This window comes from Neptunomonas marina (assembly GCF_004005935.1).
Classification (GTDB): Bacteria; Pseudomonadota; Gammaproteobacteria; order Pseudomonadales; family Balneatricaceae; genus Neptunomonas; species Neptunomonas marina.
Genome location: NZ_SACQ01000005.1, coordinates 110879 through 131838, shown reverse-complemented (window position 1 = coordinate 131838; position 20960 = coordinate 110879). Strand labels below are relative to the sequence as shown.

23 protein-coding genes are annotated in these 20960 nt (G+C 50.9%); 2 read left to right on the top strand and 21 right to left on the bottom strand.

The genetic code is table 11. The features are described 5' to 3' along the window. Window positions 1-42: 42 nt before the first annotated feature. Window positions 43-453, bottom strand: coding sequence for a hypothetical protein (locus tag EOE65_RS18230; protein WP_240656979.1), 411 nt, complete (start codon window positions 451-453; stop codon window positions 43-45). Window positions 454-617: 164 nt separating this feature from the next. Between EOE65_RS18230 and EOE65_RS11615 the strand changes: the two genes are divergently transcribed. Both EOE65_RS11615 and EOE65_RS11610 read left to right on the top strand, forming a co-directional pair. Further along, window positions 618-1412: a flagellar hook-length control protein FliK gene (locus tag EOE65_RS11615; RefSeq protein WP_164847094.1), complete on the top strand. Its 795-nt coding sequence runs from the start codon at window positions 618-620 to the stop codon at window positions 1410-1412. Further along, a complete protein-coding gene (locus EOE65_RS11610; RefSeq protein WP_127694482.1) occupies window positions 1409-1678 on the top strand; it encodes an EscU/YscU/HrcU family type III secretion system export apparatus switch protein in 270 nt (89 codons plus the stop codon). Before EOE65_RS11615 ends, EOE65_RS11610 begins: the two co-directional genes overlap by 4 nt. Here the strand turns inward: EOE65_RS11610 and EOE65_RS11605 are convergent, their stop codons facing one another. From EOE65_RS11605 to EOE65_RS11505, 20 genes are all read right to left on the bottom strand, one after another. Next, window positions 1679-2095, bottom strand: a complete 417-nt coding sequence (locus EOE65_RS11605; RefSeq protein ID WP_240656978.1) for a DUF2802 domain-containing protein — start codon at window positions 2093-2095, stop codon at window positions 1679-1681. Between the two features lie 23 nt (window positions 2096-2118). Next, window positions 2119-2922: a chemotaxis protein CheW gene (locus EOE65_RS18135; protein ID WP_206052675.1), complete on the bottom strand. Its 804-nt coding sequence runs from the start codon at window positions 2920-2922 to the stop codon at window positions 2119-2121. Between the two features lie 4 nt (window positions 2923-2926). Next, the gene (locus EOE65_RS11590) at window positions 2927-3700 is read right to left on the bottom strand and encodes a ParA family protein (protein WP_127694480.1); all 774 of its coding nucleotides are present in this window, start codon (window positions 3698-3700) and stop codon (window positions 2927-2929) included. Between the two features lie 83 nt (window positions 3701-3783). Beyond that, window positions 3784-4944 (bottom strand): protein-glutamate methylesterase/protein-glutamine glutaminase, encoded by a 1161-nt coding sequence (locus EOE65_RS11585; RefSeq protein WP_127694479.1) that lies wholly within the window; start codon window positions 4942-4944, stop codon window positions 3784-3786. A gap of 23 nt (window positions 4945-4967) precedes the next feature. Beyond that, window positions 4968-7040, bottom strand: coding sequence for a chemotaxis protein CheA (locus tag EOE65_RS11580; RefSeq protein WP_127694478.1), 2073 nt, complete (start codon window positions 7038-7040; stop codon window positions 4968-4970). A 12-nt stretch (window positions 7041-7052) separates the two neighbouring features. Continuing rightward, a complete protein-coding gene (locus EOE65_RS11575) occupies window positions 7053-7874 on the bottom strand; it encodes a protein phosphatase CheZ (protein WP_127694477.1) in 822 nt (273 codons plus the stop codon). A gap of 23 nt (window positions 7875-7897) precedes the next feature. Beyond that, on the bottom strand, window positions 7898-8284 hold the full coding sequence (gene cheY / locus EOE65_RS11570; RefSeq protein ID WP_206052674.1) for a chemotaxis response regulator CheY: 387 nt from the start codon (window positions 8282-8284) through the stop codon (window positions 7898-7900). Window positions 8285-8395: 111 nt separating this feature from the next. Then, on the bottom strand, window positions 8396-9106 hold the full coding sequence (locus EOE65_RS11565) for an RNA polymerase sigma factor FliA (RefSeq protein ID WP_127694476.1): 711 nt from the start codon (window positions 9104-9106) through the stop codon (window positions 8396-8398). A gap of 24 nt (window positions 9107-9130) precedes the next feature. Continuing rightward, window positions 9131-9946 carry a MinD/ParA family protein gene (locus EOE65_RS11560; protein ID WP_127694475.1) on the bottom strand — a complete coding sequence of 272 codons (816 nt, stop codon included), beginning with the start codon at window positions 9944-9946 and terminating at the stop codon, window positions 9131-9133. A gap of 14 nt (window positions 9947-9960) precedes the next feature. After that, window positions 9961-11454 (bottom strand): flagellar biosynthesis GTPase FlhF, encoded by a 1494-nt coding sequence (gene flhF / locus EOE65_RS11555; RefSeq protein WP_127694474.1) that lies wholly within the window; start codon window positions 11452-11454, stop codon window positions 9961-9963. Between the two features lie 36 nt (window positions 11455-11490). Then, entirely contained in the window at window positions 11491-13605 is a 2115-nt protein-coding gene (gene flhA / locus EOE65_RS11550; RefSeq protein WP_127694473.1) for a flagellar biosynthesis protein FlhA, read from the bottom strand. Between the two features lie 120 nt (window positions 13606-13725). After that, window positions 13726-14871 carry a flagellar biosynthesis protein FlhB gene (flhB, locus tag EOE65_RS11545; protein ID WP_127694472.1) on the bottom strand — a complete coding sequence of 382 codons (1146 nt, stop codon included), beginning with the start codon at window positions 14869-14871 and terminating at the stop codon, window positions 13726-13728. Next, window positions 14872-15651: a flagellar biosynthetic protein FliR gene (fliR, locus tag EOE65_RS11540; protein WP_127694471.1), complete on the bottom strand. Its 780-nt coding sequence runs from the start codon at window positions 15649-15651 to the stop codon at window positions 14872-14874. 3 nt (window positions 15652-15654) lie between these two features. Beyond that, the gene (gene fliQ, locus EOE65_RS11535; RefSeq protein WP_127694470.1) at window positions 15655-15924 is read right to left on the bottom strand and encodes a flagellar biosynthesis protein FliQ; all 270 of its coding nucleotides are present in this window, start codon (window positions 15922-15924) and stop codon (window positions 15655-15657) included. Between the two features lie 8 nt (window positions 15925-15932). Then, entirely contained in the window at window positions 15933-16667 is a 735-nt protein-coding gene (fliP, locus tag EOE65_RS11530) for a flagellar type III secretion system pore protein FliP (protein WP_127694469.1), read from the bottom strand. Beyond that, window positions 16664-17086, bottom strand: a complete 423-nt coding sequence (fliO, locus tag EOE65_RS11525) for a flagellar biosynthetic protein FliO (protein ID WP_127694468.1) — start codon at window positions 17084-17086, stop codon at window positions 16664-16666. The genes fliP and fliO overlap by 4 nt, the downstream gene beginning before the upstream one ends. Then, window positions 17083-17469 (bottom strand): flagellar motor switch protein FliN, encoded by a 387-nt coding sequence (gene fliN / locus EOE65_RS11520; RefSeq protein WP_127694467.1) that lies wholly within the window; start codon window positions 17467-17469, stop codon window positions 17083-17085. The genes fliO and fliN overlap by 4 nt, the downstream gene beginning before the upstream one ends. 20 nt (window positions 17470-17489) lie before the next feature. Continuing rightward, window positions 17490-18470, bottom strand: coding sequence for a flagellar motor switch protein FliM (gene fliM / locus EOE65_RS11515; protein WP_127694466.1), 981 nt, complete (start codon window positions 18468-18470; stop codon window positions 17490-17492). A gap of 21 nt (window positions 18471-18491) precedes the next feature. Further along, the gene (locus EOE65_RS11510) at window positions 18492-19010 is read right to left on the bottom strand and encodes a flagellar basal body-associated FliL family protein (RefSeq protein WP_127694465.1); all 519 of its coding nucleotides are present in this window, start codon (window positions 19008-19010) and stop codon (window positions 18492-18494) included. An 84-nt stretch (window positions 19011-19094) separates the two neighbouring features. Further along, the gene (locus tag EOE65_RS11505) at window positions 19095-20936 is read right to left on the bottom strand and encodes a flagellar hook-length control protein FliK (protein ID WP_127694464.1); all 1842 of its coding nucleotides are present in this window, start codon (window positions 20934-20936) and stop codon (window positions 19095-19097) included. Window positions 20937-20960 lie beyond the last annotated feature (24 nt).

Genomic DNA, 20960 nt, shown 5'->3' with positions numbered 1-20960 from the left:
CACAGACAATAGCATCTCAGCAAACAAGCCAAGGCAACGCCACTACACCACAGAGCAGTGCAAACTCTTTACCTCAACCTGCTTCTGCTTCTGCTTCTGCTTCTGCTTCTGCTTCTGCTTCTGCTTCTGCTTCTGCTTCTGGGCAAAGTTTCGCACCTGCAAACCAGCAAAGCTCAATAGCAAGCTCACAAACACCAGTTGCCCCACAAAACTCAACACAACAGGCAACGCAGGCAACGCAGGCAACGCAGGCAACGCAGGCAACGCAGGCAACGCAGGCAACGCAGGCAACGCAGGCAACGCAGGCAACGCAGGCAACGCAGGCAACGCAGGCAACGCAGGCAACGCAGGCAACCAGCGGAGCACAACACCCCGGTACAGCACAAGGGCTTGATCGCCATTCATCACCAACATTGCCGACCAATGCAGCGTATCAGCCTCGACCGGCAGCAACCGCACTAACCGTCGATATCAAAGGGATTGCGATTTCACTCACTACCACAGCAAATCTCCCCCAACTAAATCAGGTTGTGATTGCGCGCGATAGCACCAACAACTACTCGATTCAGTGGCAAACAAAGCCCCCGCAGACACAACCTTTACAACCCGCTCCACCAATGACACCTGCCCAAAACGCCACGGCAGAGCAAATATTGCGTGAAAGTTTACCTCTACAGATACCATTAGCAGATGGGCTACAGCAGCTAAGCAGGTCAGCCCAAAACACCCCTGTCGATAAGGTGGTTAACTCGTTGTTACAGCTCTTTGGCGTTCGACCCGGCAGCAACGAAGCCCCGCAAACGATTAAACAAAATGTCCAATCAGGTGGGCTTTTCACAGAACGCCAGCTAGCAACCCAAGCGCCACCGCAAAACGATTTAAAGCAGATCCTACTTCAGCTAAAACAGGGAGCGGAGCAACTTCCAGCCCAACAACGCGAGAGAATCAACACAGCTATCGACAAGGTCATGGCCCGCGTCACAACCCACCAACTCCACCATCTACAACACCAGACACAACGAAGCGATACAACAGAGCGCATCTTCCAGTTCGACCTACCTATCTACCAGAATGCTCAACTGGAACATGTCGACATGACAATCCGCAGCCGCAAACAGACCAGTAGCAGTGGCGAGTTACAAACCTTCTGGGGAGTCAAACTAAACTTCAACTTACAGGAACACGGCCAAGTGACGGCCGAGATATCCCTGAATGAGACGGAAGGAGAGCTTTCAGCAGGGTTTATTTGCGAGCAAACGAAAACAGTCCAGTTAGTAAGAAATCAACTCTCTGAATTTAATCATCAGTTGAGTGACTTGGGCTTTTCAGTGCAGCATTTAAGCGCACGAGAAGGGAAAATCAGCAGCGCAGCTGACGCGGTGCAACGAAAACTGGTTGATATCAAAACATGAGCAAAAACAAGACGTCGCAAGCGGTTGCGCTTAACTATAAGCCTGAACAAGGGGGTGTACCTAAAGTAGTTGCGAAGGGCAGTGGGGACATCGCTCAGCAAATCATCAAGCTGGCTAAGGAAAATGATGTCCATATACATGAAAGCCCTGAGCTACTCGAGATACTTATCCGGCTAGAACTTGGCGATGAGATCCCAGAAACGCTATATCGGGCTGTTGCGGAGGTTATTGCATTTGCATACAGCCTGAAAGATGACCCACGTTAACTAGGATTTACCCTCTAAACCTCGGCTACCGGCGGGGTGCATCTCTTTGTGCAGCAGCGCCATCAGCTCTGCCTCAGGACGTCCGATGCCACAGTTTTTCACCAGGTCATCTACCCCTGCCCCCATCTCCATAAGCTTCGCCGCCTGATTGTAAGCCAACTCGCCCGGATCACGATTCTCAAGCTCAAGTTGTTTCTCGACGGTAATATTGAGCCTTTGTTCAATATCAACCAACCGTTTTCCCATCCCTATAGAGCTACCAGTAATTGAGCGAATCTCATTACGCAACACAGTAATCAAAGCCTGATACTGGCGTTCGTGGCGACGTTGGCGAATCAACATAAATACGGTTAAACCCGCAAATATGAACACAACGAATAGCAGGAGTACTATTAACCACAAACCCGTATCAGACACGCTTACACCTTCACCGCAATATTCTAGAGATTTAACGCTTCTTCGAATTCACCAATCAGCGTTGGAATATCGAGTATCGCACATTTTTCTTTCATATAGGTGCCCATCAGCCAAGGACGATTCGTCTTGTCCGAGTTCCAATTGATCTCATGCATCGGAATATGCACCGACTGCAGCAACTCATCGCAAGATAAAGCCCAGCGACGCCCTTTCAAGATAACAACCTCTTTGTAAGAGGACCTTTCGGCATCGTATTTGTGCGGCATGATCCAGCCCGCCGTATCAACAATACGAGTGTAGGCTACTGAACTACCAAACGAGCCTAAAACCCATGCGTGCTCATTATCCAGCTGCATGGTTACGGAGTTCAGGGAGATAGCTCCCTCAATCGCTTCAAACGGCAACGCAACTCGCACTCCGAACACCTCGACCAAGATACAGTTCATCTGCGCCACGTTCTTGGCTGCTGGCTCTGGCTCTGGCTCTGGCTCTGGCTCTGGCTCTGGCTCTGGCTCTGGCTCTGGCTCTGGCTCTGGCTCTGGCTCGTTAGCAAGTGTATCTTCGCTCAAGCCTACTGCAACGCTTTCAGCAGCACCCTCTTCCGATTGATCCTCAGTAAGAGCTTCACTTTGCTCATGCGTAGCTTCGCTGGCCGCCACTTCCGCAACAGGAGTAGACGCGTGCTCGTCCTGCACCTCTGCTTCGCTTAATTGTTTCTCTTTTTCTGCCGATGCCTGAACATCTTCATCAGCAGGATCTAGCAAAAGCGCTTCTAAGTACTCAAGAACAACTTGCTGTTGACGTCCGCCATTTTCTTTTTCTGACATCTACTTAACCTCGTTGCTCTATCAAAGAACGTAACAGCCGCGCATAAGCGTGAACGCCGCGGCTGCCGGAATCTAGTTCAGAAGGCACAACGCCCTTCATGCTGGCATTTCTGAATTTGGTATCAACCGGAATAACTGCGCTCGCTAATTCGTCAGGGTAGCACTTATGTAGCTCTCGTAAGCAACGCACTGACGCCTGCGTGCGCCGATCATAAAATGTCGGGATAATCGTATAGGTTAACTTCTTCTTTCGCGCCCGATTGATCATGCTGATGGTGCGTATCATTCGCTCAAGGCCTTTGAGCGCTAAAAACTCAGTTTGTGCCGGCACAAGTAAGTGATGGCACGCTGCGAGCGCATTCACCATCAGTACACCCAAAACAGGTGGACTGTCGATCAATACGTAGTCATACCTATCCGTTAAATGGCGCAGCGCTTTCGCTACCTGTAAGCCCATCCCCTCGTGCTCCACCGCGCGCCGCTCAAGTGTTGCAAGCGCGGTAGAGGCGGGGAGTATCTGAATCTTTTCGACATTGGTTGGGCGAATGAGCGCGTTAACCTGACTTTCGGTCACATCTTTTGTCGCAACAAAAAGGTCGTAGACACTATGTTCAAGATCATCAGGTTCATAATGAAAGTAGCTCGTTAATGAACCGTGCGGATCTAGATCCACCAAAAGCACGTTGTAACCCACCTCAGCTAAGAGCCCAGCTAATGTCACAACGGTTGTGGTTTTTCCAACACCGCCTTTTTGATTTGCAATAGACCATACCTGCATATAACAGCTACCCGAATCTGAAACACATTCTAAAAGATGATTAAAAGTATAGTTAACTGTAGCAAGATTGGAGCGCGCAGCAGCTATCGTTTGCCGCGCGCTGATAGATGACGTCCGATATCATCTAGGTGCAATATACTATCAGCCAAACCAGCCTTAACGACGGCTTGAGGCATACCGTAGATAGTGCAGCTTTCTTCATTTTGCGCCCAAACAGTGCTACCAGACTGCTTCAGCAAGCGGGCTCCATCTGCGCCATCAGCTCCCATACCAGTGAGTGTTATGGCTAACACACGGTTACCGAAAGCTCGCGCCGCAGACGCATACGTAATATCAACACTCGGCCGATATGTTAAACGCTCATCGCCAGGCAGCACTTTCACTCGATCATGGAGACGAGGGTCCAAAATCAGTTGCTGCCCACCAGGTGCCAACAACGCTCTACCGGGCTTCAGCTGATCACCATCTTCCGCTTCTTTCACTTCGATCTTGCACTGCTGATTCAAACGCGCAGCAAACACCGACGTAAACGTCTTCGGCATATGCTGAATCAACAAAATCGGTAACGGAAAATTCGCAGGAAGCTCCATTAAAATCTTCTGCAGCGCAGCAGGACCACCCGTTGAAGAACCGATTAGCACAATCCGGCAACTATCAGGAAACTTCGCCCCACCGGCCGCCGGCGAACTGCGACGCGGTGCTGGAGCGGGTGCTGATCTGCTAGACGCCGGCGCCGTTGTACGTGCTGGCGCTTTAGTAGCGGCTTCGGGCTTAAAGGTGTGAATAGAAGAGGATTGCGCCGAAGCTCCACGCGACTGGCTGAATACAGAACTGCGGATAAAACGCTTACTGCCGCCTAACGCCACTACCCGCTCAACAAGCTCATTACGCATCGAGTTAGACTGATCAATCCACGCCCTGATATCTTTCGTTAGGTAGTCTGCAGCACCCGCATCCAGAGCTTGCAAGGTGACTTGCGCCCCTTCATGCGTCAACGATGAAAGCATCAATACATTAGTGGGGCTTTCTCGCATGATGATTTTGACCGCCTCGATACCATTAAGCTGCGGCATCTCGACATCCATAGTAATGATGTCTGGCTTGAGCTGGCGAGCCATATCAACCGCTTGACGGCCGTTGCTCGCCATTCCAACCACATCTAATCGTGAGTCTGCCGACAAAATATCGCTAATTCGTTGCCTAAAAAAGCCTGAATCATCCACGATAAGTACTTTGATGGGCATGAATACTCGCTTAGTTGATCAACTTAAGAAGCGTAATGCTTCAGTAAGTTTGGAATATCGATTATGAGCGCGATACGCCCATCACCTGTGATTGTAGCGCCCGATAGACCCGGGGTGCCGTGTAAGATTGTACCTAGCGGCTTAATCACGACTTCCTCTTGTCCAACCAACTGATCCACAACAAAGCCAACACGCAGTGTACCGACAGTCACGATAACCACATGCCCCTGCTCCGGAAGATCCGCGTACTCTTGCCCTTCAACAAGCCAGCGCTTCATATGGAACAGCGGTAATGCTTGGTCGCGGACAATAATGACTTGTTGACCATCAACCACGTTGGTTTGCGTCAGATCAAGATTGAAAATCTCGTTTACGTTAACCAGCGGCAACGCGAAGGCCTGACCTTCCAAGATGACCATCAACGTTGGCATGATTGCCAGCGTTAGCGGCACTTGTATAGCAATTCGGGTGCCCTGCCCCATCACAGAGTCGATGCTTAGCGTGCCATTAAGTTGAGTGATCTTGGTTTTAACAACATCCATCCCAACGCCACGCCCAGACACGTCAGACACTTCTGTCTTTGTCGAGAAACCAGCTTGGAAAATCAGGTTGAAACACTCTTGCTCAGATAAGCGGTTAGCAGCCTCCTGATCAAGCATACCTCGCTTAACAGCCAAGCTACGCAGCTTTTCAGGGTCCATACCGGCGCCATCATCCTGAATAACCAGCAGGATATGATCGCCTTCTTGCTCAGCAGAGAGCAGCACGTGCCCTTCTCTAGGCTTACCTAGACCTTCACGAATTTCCGGCGACTCGATACCGTGATCCACCGAGTTACGCACCAAGTGAATCAAGGGGTCAGCCAAAGCTTCAACTAAGTTTTTATCAAGATCTGTCTCTTCACCACGCAACTCCAGACGAATCTCTTTCTTCAAACTACGGGAAAGATCACGAATCAAACGAGGGAAGCGACCAAATACCTTTTTAACCGGCTGCATTCGCGTTTTCATAACTGACATTTGCAAGTCAGCAGTGACCATATCCAGCGTGCCAAGCGCTTTGGTCATCTCCTCATCTTCGCGCATCGCACCCAACCGCACTAAGCGGTTCCGAACAAGTACCAGCTCTCCGACCATATTCATGATCTTATCGAGCAAACGCGTATCAACACGGACATTACTCTCAGGAGTCGCAGCTTTGTTTGCGGCAGGCTTTGCAGCGCCAGTACTCGCCGCAGCGGCAGGTGCTGTAGGAGCAGCAGGTGCTGTAGGAGCAGCAGGCTCAACCTCTTTAGGAGGTTCCTCAACGACAGGTGCCGCAGCCGGTTCGGGCGACGCAGCAAACGCCCCTTTCCCTTGCGACTGGAGATCATCCAGTAGCTGCTCGAACTCGTCTTCGGTTATCAACTCACCACCGTCAGCGACGCCAGCAGGTTCAGCCGCTGGCTCGCCAGCCTCTTTGCCCGGCGCGCCATTTTTCCCATGCAAGTCATCTAACAGCGCTTCGAACTCATCTTCGGTAATCAGGTCGTCATCAGCCGCGCTAGACGCTTCAGGCTCTGAGCCAAGTAACATGTCGAACTCATCATTAGCAGAAGCGCTGCCAGCGGCCTCTTCAACCACAGGTGCTGGTACCTCTTCCACCGGTGGCGCAACAGGTGTAGGTTCCGGCGCAGAAACTGGAGCTGACGCCGCCGCGGGAGCGACCTCACCACGAGCATACGCAGCAAGCTGCTGAAGCAACTGAGGATCAGCAGGCTCAGGCTCTTCACCCGCGCGTACACAATCGAACATGACATTCAAAGCATCGAGTGACTGCAGCACGACATCCATAAGTTCAGACGTCACATGAAGCTCACCATTACGCAACAGATCAAACAAGTTCTCTGCGTTATGGCAACAATCCACCATGGCTTCTAGTTGCAAGAATCCCGCACCGCCTTTAACGGTATGGAACCCTCTAAAGATTGCGTTGAGAAGATCAGAATCCTGAGGACTTTTCTCCAGATCAACCAATTGCTCAGATAATTGCTCTAGAATCTCTCCTGCCTCAACAAGAAAGTCTTCAAGAATCTCGTTATCAACGTCCAAACTCATAGGAAACTCCTATTAAAAGCCTAAGCTCGAAAGTAGCTCATCCACGTCGTCCTGACTCTCAACCACGTCGCCTTTGTTTCTCTTCGATGCGATTTGCGGGCCTTCTGCCGCAATGGGGTCTTGCTGCGCTTTATCTTGGGCAGCAGCTTCCGACTCTTGGGTGTCATCTTCGATGCCGCGAATCAGATCAATTTTGGCAGCCATATCCATCAGCTGAACCAAGCTCGACTCCACCTGCGTGACCAACGTAATCACCCGACGGATTAACTGACCGGTGATGTCCTGATAGCTTTGCGCCACTAGGATGTCAGTCAGTTGAACTCGCATCTCCGCTACCGTTTGCTCAGATTCCTCTTTCAACTGACAAGTGCGATCATAAACGCCACGCAACCCCTCGAACTCGGCTTCAAGCTGTCCAACCAAAGAAAGTAGCTCTTGAAAGCGCGCAGCTTGGTCATCCATTTTGTCGACAAGCGCTAAAGACTTATCGACTCTATCCATCGTTTCGTGAGAAGTTTTTTCTGTCAGTTCAATCACATAAGACAGTCGCTCGGACGCATCGGCCATTCCCTGAATAGACTCGATCGCTTGCCCGCCACCTAAGTCATCAAAGTTAACGCCATCAGAAAACGATTTAATCGCCTCATGCAAGCCGCGTGTTAAATGCCCGACCTCGTTGTAGAACGCTTGATGCTTAACTTGCTGCAGGTCATTGATGATGTTGAAAGCAGAAGCCATGTCACCATTTTGTAATGACGACGTGAGCTCTTCAGCTTTGGCTTGCAATACTTCATCGATGCAATCCAAGCCAACTGTAATATCTGATTCTGGCATACAGAGATTTCCCTTGACGATAATCAGCCTTCGATGCGCTCGAAAATTTTATCAAGCTTTTCTTTTAGCACTGCGGCAGTAAAAGGCTTAACCACATACCCATTCACTCCAGCTTGAGCAGCAGCAATAATCTGTTCACGCTTCGCTTCTGCTGTCACCATCAGGATAGGCAAGCCTGCCATTTCGGGATCGGCGCGCACGGTACGCACCAAGTCGATTCCCGTCATTCCAGGCATGTTCCAATCTGTCACGAGAAACTGGATACCACCTTGCTTCAATATCGGCAGCGCAGTTTTACCGTCGTCAGCTTCAATCACATTATTGAAACCTAGGTCTCGCAATAAGTTTTTTATAATTCGTCTCATGGTAGAGAAGTCATCTACTACAAGAATCTTGATGTCTTTCTTCAAGACAGAATCCCCCAATTCGGAAACAAAAACAAAACGGGCTTGAATCCAAACCTTAATTTGTCTGTTTCAAATCTAGACCAAATTTCAGAGTTTTGTGGAACGGAAAGAAATTTATTGCCAATCTCTTAATCGACCACGGAGTCGATGTGCAGCTTGACTATGAATTTGACTGACGCGTGATTCGCTAACGCCTAGCACTTCGCCAATCTCTTTCAAGTTTAGCTCTTCGTCATAATATAGCGACAATACGAGTTTTTCACGCTCAGGAAGGGAATCAATCGCACCGACAAGTGCGCTCATGAAAGCATTTTTCTCAGCATGGATGCTTGGGCCAGGATCATCGCCCGAAAGCTGCTCTCCCGGCCCCTCTTCATCGTTTCCGGTGAGCGTTTCAAAACTGAACAGGCGACTCTCGACAGAGTCCTTCAGAAGATCATGGTACTCACCTACAGAGACACCCATCTCTTGAGCGATATCAGTATCAGACGCATCTCGCCCAGTGGCAGCCTCCACCTTTTGGATCGCTTCAGAGATACGGCGCCCATTACGATGCACAGAGCGCGGTGTCCAGTCACCCCGACGCACTTCATCAATAATTGAGCCACGAATGCGAATACCTGCATAAGTTTCAAAGCTCGCACCTTTGGAAGCATCATACTTCTTGGCAGCTTCCAATAAGCCGATCATGCCGGCTTGGATGAGGTCATCAACCACAACGCTCGCAGGCAAACGCGCCATGAGGTGGTGAGCAATACGCTTTACCAGCGGCGCATGCTGCTCGATTAAATCCTGGCTTGAAGTAGTTTCTAGTGGGTTGTACATGGAACCCCTTCCCAGCCCCAAAAATTAAACACCTTGAACTAAACGCTCAACAAAGAATTCCAAATGCCCCCGTGGCACATTTTGAATCGGCCACGCATCAACTTTTGTCGCTAATTGGCGATAGGCCAACGAGGCTTTTGACTTCGAAAAGGCTTTCAGAACAGGCACTTGCCGCTGAACAGACTTTCGAACATTCTCATCATAAGGTATTGAACCGACGTATTGAAGCGTAACATCAAGGAAGCGATCCGTCACAGTGAGCAGCTTATTGAACATATTTCGCCCCTCAGTGTCGGTGGCCACCATATTGGCAAGCACTCGGAAGCGCGTCATCCGGTAATCGCGATTGAGCAGCTTAATCAAACCATAGGCGTCCGTGATAGACGTAGGCTCATCGCATACAACCACCAGCACTTCCTGTGCTGCACGCACAAAGCTGACAACAGAGTCGGATATTCCAGCGGCCGTGTCGATCACCAAAACGTCGATTTCATCAGCCACTTCGTTGAAAGCATAGATCAATTCGGCATGTTCATGGGCACTCAGCGCTGTCATCTCTTGCGTTCCAGAGCACGCGGGAACAATTTTCATATTGTCAGAGACATCAATCATAACGTCACGCAAGGTGCACTCGCCGGCCAACACATCGCCAATGTTCTTTTTAGGACGCAGCCCCAACATAATATCAACGTTCGCCAATCCCAAATCAGCATCCATCAGCAGTGTTCTATGCCCCATCTGAGCCATAGCCATGGATAAGTTAACGGAAACATTGGTTTTACCCACCCCGCCCTTACCCCCGGTGACTGCGATAACTTTTACAGCGTGCTTACTATTCATGCGATATCTCTACGCTAGCCAGCCGATGGCAACGTAGAACCTCCTTCGGCAGCCAAACGAGCACGCTCCCGCTCGCGCTCTAACGTTTTTTGAGCCGTCACAACAGCGCGACTCACTAGTTCATTTCGTTGCGCGACCTCTATATCATCCGGCACTTTCTGGCCATCAGTCACGTAAGCGATTGGCAAACCACGCTCGATAGCAACGGTCAGCGCCTCACCCAAGCTTCCAGACTCGTCCATCTTGCTCAGGACGCAGCCATTGAGACCCACACTGTGATAGTTGTCATAGGCATCCTCTAACACCTGGCGCTGACTCGAGCAGGACAACACCAATAGCTTTTTCAAGCGTACCGAAACGTCGTTAAGCATCTCTTTTTGCGCTTCACTCGGACCTTCATGCTGGCTCATACCAGCGGTATCGATGAGCACAAGCCGTTTTCCTCGCAGCGACATTAACACCTCGTCCAAGGTGTGATTTTCATCCACAACACGCACCGGCACATCCAGAATACGCCCGAAGGTACGCAACTGCTCGTGAGCCGCGATGCGGTAGCAATCAGTTGTGACCAGCGCCAATCCGGCACTGCCATGCTGCAGCACATAACGTGCTGCTAACTTACCGATTGTCGTCGTTTTACCCACACCGGTTGGTCCAACAAACGCGATCATGCCGCCACGATCGATGTAATCTTCACTCATCGTAGGAATCGCTTCGGTTAACTTCGACAACGTCACCCGCCACGCTTTAGCCACATCAAGATCAGACTCTAAGCCACGCGTTAACTGCGTAATCACATGCTCACCTAAACCAATTTTTTCAAAACGGCGTGTCAGCTTTCCTACTAGCCCAGCAGCGGCCGTCTTTGCTGGCACGGACTCCTCCACCCAAACTTTACCTTGGGGCGAGCGCTCCTGCGCTTGCTGGGTTTCGAGCAACTGTTTGAGCTGGGCGATCTCTGCCTGCATAGAAACAATCGTTTCTTGACTTGCAGCATGATGATCAAGCGACTGAGCACTCAAGCCTGCGGCTGGTGTGACCTCATCAACTTCCGGTGCAGCCACAAAGGAATCATCTAGGCCGTAGCCCTCGTTAACATCCGCTTGAACCTGCTGCTTTTTCTGGCGCTCGCGCAGAGAAGAGAGAATGGTTTGCAAGTCCTCGTCATCTTCAGACTCAACCTGCATGTTGCGCGTCGGCTCCGGCTGATATAATCCACCTGCCATACGCTCATTAGCTTCAGCAATTTTAAGACGCGTGTTCTGCAGCTCCCGCGAAAGCGCTTCTTGCGATGAACCAGCGGTACTATCATTTCGTGCTTCCTGCCGTGCTTGATCGCGTTTAAACGCCGCCTGAGCCGCTTCAAACTCCTCCTCGTGAGCCGCAACAACCTCAACACCACCCGCCACACGATGGTTAGAAACGATCACTGCATCCGGACCGATCTCTTCACGAGCTCGCCGCATAGCCTGCCGCATATCCGGCGCAAAGATACGTTTCACCTTCATTTCGCTTCCCTCAAAAAGAGCACCTCAGCACCCCACCTATCCATTCTGACCACCGACTGTCGCTACGATGGTGATGCGCTTATTTTCTGGTATCTCTTGATACGACAACACATGAATAACCTGCTCGCCGTAACGAACAAACTTGGCCATCAACGGCCGAACGGGTGCAGCGACTAGCAGAACCGCCGCGTTTCCTAACATCTCTTGCTTCTTCGCAGCTTCAATCAAAGAGCTTTGCAGCCGCTCGGCCATACCCGGTTCTAATACCATGCCATCTTCGCCAGCCTGCTGGCTCTGCTGCACGGAGCCCAATAACAACTGCTCTAACTGCGGATCCATAGTGATGACCGGCAGCTCTGGCTCTGAGCCATTGATGGTTTGCACAATCAAGCGCGATATCGCCACCCGTACCGCAGCCGTCAACACAACTGGATCTTGAGTTCGCGTGACCGCATCGGATAGCGCTTCCGCGATACTCCTGAAGTCCTTCAGCGGAACATGTTCCATTAGCAAGCTTTGCAATACTTTCAGCAACGCACTAATCGACAACTTTCCGGGCACTAGCTCTTCTACGAGTTTAGGCGAACTTTTCGCCAGCATATCAAGAAGTTGCTGTACTTCCTCATGCCCCAGCAGTTCGTGTGCATGATTTTGTAATATCTGGTTTAAGTGCGTAGCAACCACCGTACTCGCATCAACCACGGTGTAGCCCAGTGTTTGCGCGTGCTCACGCTGCCCTGATTCAATCCAGGTAGCATCCAAACCAAAAGCGGGGTCTTTAACCTCCACACCTTTCAATGTGCCAAATACTTGACCTGGGTTAATCGCCAAATCTCGATCTGGGTAGATTTCAGCCTCGCCAGCCACTACCCCCATCAGCGTAATGCGGTAGGCCCCGGGCATGAGATCCAAGTTATCGCGAATATGCACAGAGGGCACAAGGAACCCCAAATCTTGAGATAACTTTTTGCGCACGCCCTTAATTCGGTTCAACAACTGCCCACCTTGCAACTTATCCACCATCGGAATCAGTCTATAACCGACCTCTAGGCCGATCATATCCACAGGCATTACATCATCCCAATCCAGCTCTTTAGCCTCTTCCGCCTGCTCAGCCGCCTGTTCTGTTTCGGCGGAAGCACGCTCCTCTTGAGCGGCTTGGCGCTCTAAGCTCCGCTTGTGGAATAACCATGCTGCACCACCTGCCAATGCCGCCAGCGATAAGAACGCGACATGTGGCATACCCGGTACAATACCCATGATAAACAGGATAACAGCCGCGACAGTAAGCGCTTTAGGCGAACCAAACATCTGCGAGAAGATCTGCTTACCCATATCCTGCGAGGAGTTCTGTCGCGTCACCATGATAGCGGCAGCAGTGGATAACAACAGGGATGGAATCTGTGCAACCAGACCATCACCAATCGTCAATAAAGAGTAGTATTCAGCGGCCAGATCAAACGACAAGTTATGCTGCACCATACCGATCATCAAACCACCTAAGATATTGATGACAAGAATCAGGATACCCGCAACAGCATCACCACGCACAAACTTGGAAGCACCATCCATCGCACCGTAAAAGTCTGCCTCTTGTGTAACGTCTTGACGGCGTTCCTTTGCTTCTTCTTGGTTAATCAACCCTGCGTTTAAATCGGCATCAATCGCCATCTGCTTACCGGGCATGGCATCTAGCGTAAAGCGAGCGCTCACTTCGGAGATACGTCCAGCACCTTTGGTAACGACCACAAAGTTGATGATCACAAGGATCAAGAAGACCACGATACCCACGACGTAGTTACCGCCGATAACAACCGAGCCAAACGCCTCGATCACCTTACCTGCAGCATCACCACCTTCGTGCCCATACAACAAGACAACCCGTGTTGAGGCAACGTTCAACGCCAAACGCATCAACGTAGCCACCAGCAAGATGGTCGGGAAAACAGCGAAATCCAACGGGCGCAACGAGTAAACACTCACAAGCAAAACCACGATAGAAAGCGCAATATTGAAGGTAAACAGAACGTCCAACAGAAATGGCGGAACGGGTAGCGTCACCATCGCCATAATGGCGAGCAGGAGCAGAGGCACACCCAAGTTTCCTTGGCTTAGCCCCTTCACATTCGAAATGAGTGCAGCTCTATCCAACACAACCCCAAAAGCCAAAATATTGACACTAAAAAACAAATGACATTTATTTGACGGAATGACCGTCCATCTGTGGCGATTTTACGACTCAGCAGCTAATCCATGCAATATGTACGCCATTCAAGGATCCACTCGATAGTCATCCGGTATCTCGTACTCACGCTCATTTGGCAAGCGAGGCTTATCAGCTTGCCCTTGCGCCTCTTGATAGCGCCGTAGCTGAAACACATACGCCAACACTTGAGCGACCGCCTTATAAAGCGCTGCTGGAATTTCCTGATCTATCTCGGAGTTGTGGTAAAGAGCACGCGCCAACGCCGGTGCTGATAAGATAACCACATTATGCTCCTGCGCGATTTCACGGATTTTTAGCGCGACAAAGTCAGCCCCTTTTGCCACCACAATAGGCGCTCCGTCACCATCAGCAACATACTTGATCGCAACCGCATAGTGAGTCGGGTTGGTAATAACGACGTCCGCCGTTGGCACTTCTTGCATCATTTGGCGCTGGGCTATTTCACGCTGTAACTGACGAATACGCCCTTTTACCTCAGGTTTACCTTCGGTATTTTTCATCTCATCTTTCACTTCCTGCAGCGTCATTTTCAACTTCTGCGTGTAATCATAGATCTGAAATGGCACATCAATTAAGGAGATCAGAATTAAGCTTGTGGAGATAATTAAAAATGCGATCCCCACAAGATGAAGCGACTCGGCAACCGCGCGGTTAACATCTTTGTTACCCAGCGAAAACAGATCAGGCTGCAAATAAAGCAATACGCCAATCGCAAATGCAGCAACCAGCAAGAACTTCGCAAACGCCTTAATCAACTCGATAAGGGACTTTAACGAGAACATCCGCTTGATACCGGCTAACGGATCCATCCGATTGAGCTTAGGCTGGATAGCTTGCGTACTAAAATTCCACCCCCCCAAACCGATGGGCCCAAGAAGTGCAGCAAGCAACACAACGGCAAAAAATCCCGCCATCGCTAGAAAGCCATCAATAAGAGCATTGGTGAAGTGAGAGATCATTAAGCGTGAGTCAAATAGCTCATCACGCCTGAGTGCAAGGTTATCCGCTACAAGCGCCATCGCCGTCGTCGCTATCTGCGAGCCAAACATGAGCAAGGCACCCGCTGCAACCAACAAAAGAACGGTAGCGTTTAACTCTTTCGAGCGCGGAATATCGCCCTTCTCACGAGCATCTTGCAAGCGCTTGGGGGTGGGGTCTTCGGTCTTCTCCTGGCCGCTTTCCTCTGCCACTTAAGCTCCTCCCATCAAGCCAGTTAAACGCTCCAGCGCATCTGCCGCCAAAATCTCAAACTGCCCCAGAAAACCGGATAAGCTCATCCATGTAAAGAAAAGACCTAGCATCATCGTGAATGGAAAACCAATGGCGAAGATATTCAACTGCGGCGCCGCCTTAACCATAATACCGAAGGATAGATTCACCACCAGAAGGGCCACCACAATCGGCAACGACATCAATAACGCACCCGCGAACATCCATGAGCCCGACAGCGCCAACTGGCTCATTTTCATGGCATCAAGGCGCAACTCGGTCACCGGCATGATATCAAAGCTCTCTGCAAGCACGGTGATCATCACCAAGTGCCCATCCATTGCCAAGAACATCAATGTCGCCATCATCAGGTAGAATTGGCCAAGCACGACCACTGATACGCCATTAGCAGGATCCGTCATCGAGGCAAAACCCAAACCCATCTGGTTCGATATTAACTGACCACCCACCGTAAAGATCTGGAAGAAAACCTGCATGGCAAAACCTAGCGCCGAACCGATAAGCACCTGTTGAGCCACCAGTAGCATGGTATTGAGCTCGATACCGACCAGCACGGGCGGCATCTGCAGTACAGGCAAAATCACTAGCGTAATAGCAACGGCAGCGCCAAGGCGAATCTTCATCGAGACGATGCGAGTGCCGATGACGGGCATCGCCATCAGGAATGAAGCAACTCTGAAAAACGGGAGCAGAAAAGCACCAACCCAGCGTTCAATTTCGATCAGGCTGATCTCATACATACGCTAGCCGATCATGATAGGGATGGCTTCGAAAATCTTGTTAAACTCATCCGTCAATTTATTGACCATCCACGGCCCCATCCCCATGACGATTAACAAGATAACAATCAAACGCGGCAGAAAGCTCAAGGTTTGCTCGTTGATTTGTGTGGCCGCCTGAAAAATCGCAACCAATAAACCCACCAACAAACTTGGCAACACAATAACAGACACCAGCAGCACCACTAACCATAGTGCTTCACCGAACAGATCAAGGATTAGCTGTGGTGTCATACCGTCTCCTATAGTCCGAAGCTCGCTGCCAGCGTACCGATAATCATCGCCCAACCATCCACCAGTACAAACAGCATGATTTTAAACGGCAATGAGATAATCACAGGCGACAGCATCATCATACCCATCGCCATTAAAACACTGGCGACCACTAAATCAATGACCAAGAACGGGATAAAGATCATAAAACCAATCTGGAAAGCTGTTTTTAACTCGCTGGTCACGAACGCTGGCACAAGCACAAAGAAAGGCACTTCACTGGCACTGGCAACCGGCGGCGAATCAGACAGACGCATAAATAGATTCAGGTCATTCTCACGCGTTTGGTGAATCATAAAATCATGCAGCGGTTCACTTGCGCGCTTCACCGCCTCGAGTGGCGCCAACTCTTCATTGATGTAAGGCTGCACTGCGCGCTGGTTAATCTCCTCAAGCACCGGACTCATAATAAAGAAGGTCAAGAATAGCGATAGCCCAACCAACACTTGATTCGATGGCGTTTGCTGCAAGCCCAGCGCTTGGCGCAAAATCGCAAAAACGACGATGATGCGTGTAAAGGAGGTCATCATCATGACGATGGCTGGCAGGAACGTCAGCATCGTCATCAAGAACAGGATCTGCAGCGTTACACTGTAGTTTGCTCCATCCTCGGTGTTCGTAACACTCACAGCCGGAATGCCAACATCAGCAGCAAAAGCTAACGGGGATAACAGGAACAGAGGCAGCCATAACAGTCTGATCACGGCTTATCCTCCCGCTGCATCGCCTGTCTAAGGCTCACAGCAAACGCCTCTTTGGGAGTGTCTTGAGGAATGACCGGCTCATCATATGAGGCAAGATGGGAAATACTGCCTGCGGTTACGCCGAGCAACACTTGCTTCTCGCCAACCTGAACAAGCATGACACGCTCACGAGTACCTACAGCTAACGTGGCCACTACCTTCATTTGCTGATGCGCGGCATGCACGCCGTTAATCCGTTTAGCTAACCAAGCAAGCAAAAAGATGGCCGCCAACACAACACCTAGCGCCAGTACGACCTGAGCTATCGACGAGCCTGTCAAAACTTCCTGCCCTTTTGCAAGCGTTGGCTGCTCAGCAGCAAGAACTGCTGTTGATCCCAAAGCCCCAAGTGAAGCAATGAAGCGCTTGAAAGCTCTCATCGCAAGCGTTTGATGCGTTCTTGCGGGCTGATAACATCGGTTAGGCGAATACCGTAGCGATCATTCACAACCACCACCTCGCCATGTGCGATCAGCGTGCCGTTCACCATCACATCTAATGGCTCACCAGCGACGCGATCCAGCTCAACAACTGACCCCTGCGTTAGCTGCAACAGATTGCGGATCGAGATATCTGTATTACCCACTTCCATCGACAACGTCACAGGAATATCCAGAATGACATCTAGTTTGGGATCAGCAACTTGCTGGGATTCATCTGTCAGTTCATCAAGATCAACAGACTCCGCTGCTGTCGTCTGCTCCGCCATCGCTGCTGCCCACTCATCAGCCATCGCTTCCTGATCGACATTTTCATCACTCATATGAACTCACTCAGACTCGTTTAGTCGTTATTAGATATTTGCTTGGTTACTTTTGCTGCTAGATTACCGCGAGATGTGCCCATTTTACACTGGAAAAGCGGTACTGAATTGGCTTTGAGTGTTAGGTGCTCAGGGATCTCGATTGGGATGATATCGCCCGCCTCAAACTCCATGATATCGCGCAATGTCATCTCGCGCTCAGCAACAGCCAAGTTGATCGCCAGTGGGGCAAGCATAATATCGCGCTGCAATGCATGCTCCCAACGGGAATCTTTCTCGTCTTCGGCTGGCTGGAAGCCGGAAATCAATACCTCGCGGATCGGCTCCAGCATGGAGTAAGGCATAGTGATATGAAATTCACCCGAACCACCCTCAAGATCGACTTGAAAGGTACTCACCACCACAACCTCGCTGGGGCTGACGGCATTTGCCATCGCAGGGTTCATCTCATGGCCGATATACTCAAACTCAAGCCCCATCACCGGACGCCACGCCTCCTCTAAGTCGGCAAAAAAGAGGTTGAGCGCTTTGTGAACTAGGCGTGTTTCCGTCGGCGTAAAATCGCGTCCCTCAATCTTGGCATGACGCCCATCTCCACCAAAGAAATTATCCACCAACTTGAAAACAAGTTTGGCATCCATGATCACCAATGCAGTGCCCCGCAACGGCTGAACCTTCACAAGGTTCATACTCGTAGGCACATAAAGTGTATGGATATAGTCTCCGTACTTCATCACCTGCACACCGTCAACGGTGACATCAGCGGGACGACGTAGCAAATTAAAAAGGCTATTGCGAGTATGGCGTGCGAAGCGCTCATTGATCATTTCGAGCGTTGGCATGCGGCCACGAACGATTCGTTCATGGCTCGCTAGATCATAGGGACGAACCTCCCCCTCTTCGAGCTCTTCAGGTTCTTCAGAGGTCTCGACATCACCATCGTCTACACCGTGAAGAAGCGCATCGATCTCGTCTTGAGAGAGAAGGTCTTTAACCGACATTACAACGTTATCCCAGCTGGGTTACTGCATCACGAAATTGGTAAACAGGATCATCTCGATACCTGGCTTACCAATCTTTTCTTGCAAAATACTTTGCACAAGCTCAGTGGATGCGTCACGCAGTTGCTGCTTACCCTCAACACTTTGCAGGGCTTCAAACTGCTGACTTGCAAAAAGCGCATTTAACCGCGACACGATAAGCGGCATATGCAAGGTCAGCGCATCGGCTACTGCCTGATCACGGCTTTTAGCCTCAACAAATGCTTGCATATAATGGCGTTTGCCATCGTTAGACTGGAGCGTTGCTACAAAAGAGGGCTTGCCTTCCAAGGTACGGACTTTGGTGTAAATCGCTGCTTGACGTACCGGCTCGGCTGGAACCTCAGCTGCCGCTTCCTCATTATTACCGCTCAAAAAGAAAAAGGCGCCGCCAGCACCAAGTGCCGCCACAAGAATTGCACCTAGAGCGATAAAGATGATCATCTTCTTTTTCGACTTACCGCCTTCAGTTGCTTCTTCTGCTGCCTGCTCTTCTGCCATGTTAAATCTCCTAACCTATTATCTCATTCATCCACGAACATACTAGGATAGTATAAATATAACATAGAGATAGCGCGAACTGAGTTACGCGTAATAGTCGACTAAATTCAGGTTTTGAGCGCGACTCATCGGTGCATTTTGGCCAGTGTCAGGTACACCACTTCCTCCCTCAACATACTGGCCGCCCGATTCACCATTCTGCGCACCTCGATCCTGCGATGATGACTGATCTCCTACAGAAGATTCAGCAAGATCAAGCCCCTGCTCTGCCATCATTTCGCGCAAACGCGGAATGCTTTGCTCCACCGCATCACGCACATTCGCATGAGGAGAGGTAAAGCTAACGTTCACACCCTCTTGGGTGACTTGTAACTTAACCTGCAAACTCCCTAATTCAGGCGGATCTAACTGAATCGTCGCCGTTTGCACTTGCTGTCCGGCAGCCCAAACTACGCGCTCAGATACCGCCTGCTGCCACTGAGGATGCGTTGGCAACATCCCTTGCGGCATACGTGCTTGAATCTCAGCACTCGGCCTAACTAAGGTCGGCTGGTGCGAGCTACCGAGTGTAAAGCTCTCTAACACTTTGCTAAGCCCTGCATCCTTGCTTGCAGGCTCGGCTGTTTTCGCGGCAGAGGTCGACTCGCGTTCAGCGACCAACAGCTCTGGCGATACCGTATTTTGAGGGCCCTGGGGCTGGTTATTGATAATGCCAGACTGAGCAGGGCGATGAATGGATTGTTCTGGCCGATTATCAGTGGTCGGCTTTGCTGCCACGTCTTGCTGCGCAGTCGCTGAGCTCGCTACATTAACGCGATCCGTTTGCGAGCGCTCAGTGCGGCCCGTATCTTTACCTGACTCCTTTCCTGCTTCACGTGGTGGCAAAGGTGTCACAACAGCTGATTGTGGGGCAGAAGTACCCGCCATTGCAGCCGTTTCGTTTGCAGGTGATTTAGCCGCTTGCACCTCAGCAGCAGTGCGCTGCTCATATACAGCAGACTCATCACCACGAGCATCTGACTCCGTGTTTTGGGCTATATCTTGCTTAGCAGGCGGTGTACTTGGTTGTTCGGTAGTTGGTGCGCTAGGTGCACTCTTTGGCGCAGTATCAACAACGTCGCGCTCCTGAGCTACAGGACTCTCAACAGGCACCTCTGTTCTGATGCTTGGCTCTGCCTGATCAGGCGCTACCTTAGCGGTCGCTGGAGTTGGCGCGACAGTAGCTGCTGCGATGAGTGCTGGTTTCTCGTCCGGCTGAAGCTGATCAGCGGACGCTTGTATCGGCTGCCCCTTCGGCTCGACAGCGCGCGTCGCTGGCAAAACAGGTACGTCCTTTGAACGATCAGACTCTTTCGGTGTAACGGATTGATCCTCTGACACGCGATCCGCCGTTTCAATCGTTCTGCGCACGTCTTGCGTTTGAGGGCCTGTTACTGCGCTATCTTTTGCAGACTCAGATGACTGAGGGGACGGCACCTGGGTGGTGGGCGACACTCTCTGCGAGGAGCTATCCGCTACCGCCGTTTGCACCGCCCCATCTGCGACCGGACTGGAGGGCCGACTGGGCTGCTCGCCCGAACGCTCTAACTGCGCAGCAAAGGCCGCAATGGCCGCCAACAGCTCCTCACTAAGTGGGAGTGTCGCCCCCTCTTCTGGCGCCACCTCGGCACTCAACGGGGTAGCCTGCGGCAAAAGCTCGCCACCTTCAGGCAATAGATTTCCGCCGACAAGCTGACTTTTAAGCTCCGCCAACGCTTCAGGTGTGACAGCATTCGGAGCAAAACCGAGTTGTGACATGATCTGGCCAAACTGCGGCGTAGCGCCCTGCGCACCACCTGCGCCGAGTAGCAGCTGATTAAAGGTCTGGCCGCCTTGTCCACTAGACAACTGCAAAAGCGAGCTAATTTGATTGAGCTGAGGAGTCATATAGCCACCCGTTGAGTTTTATTC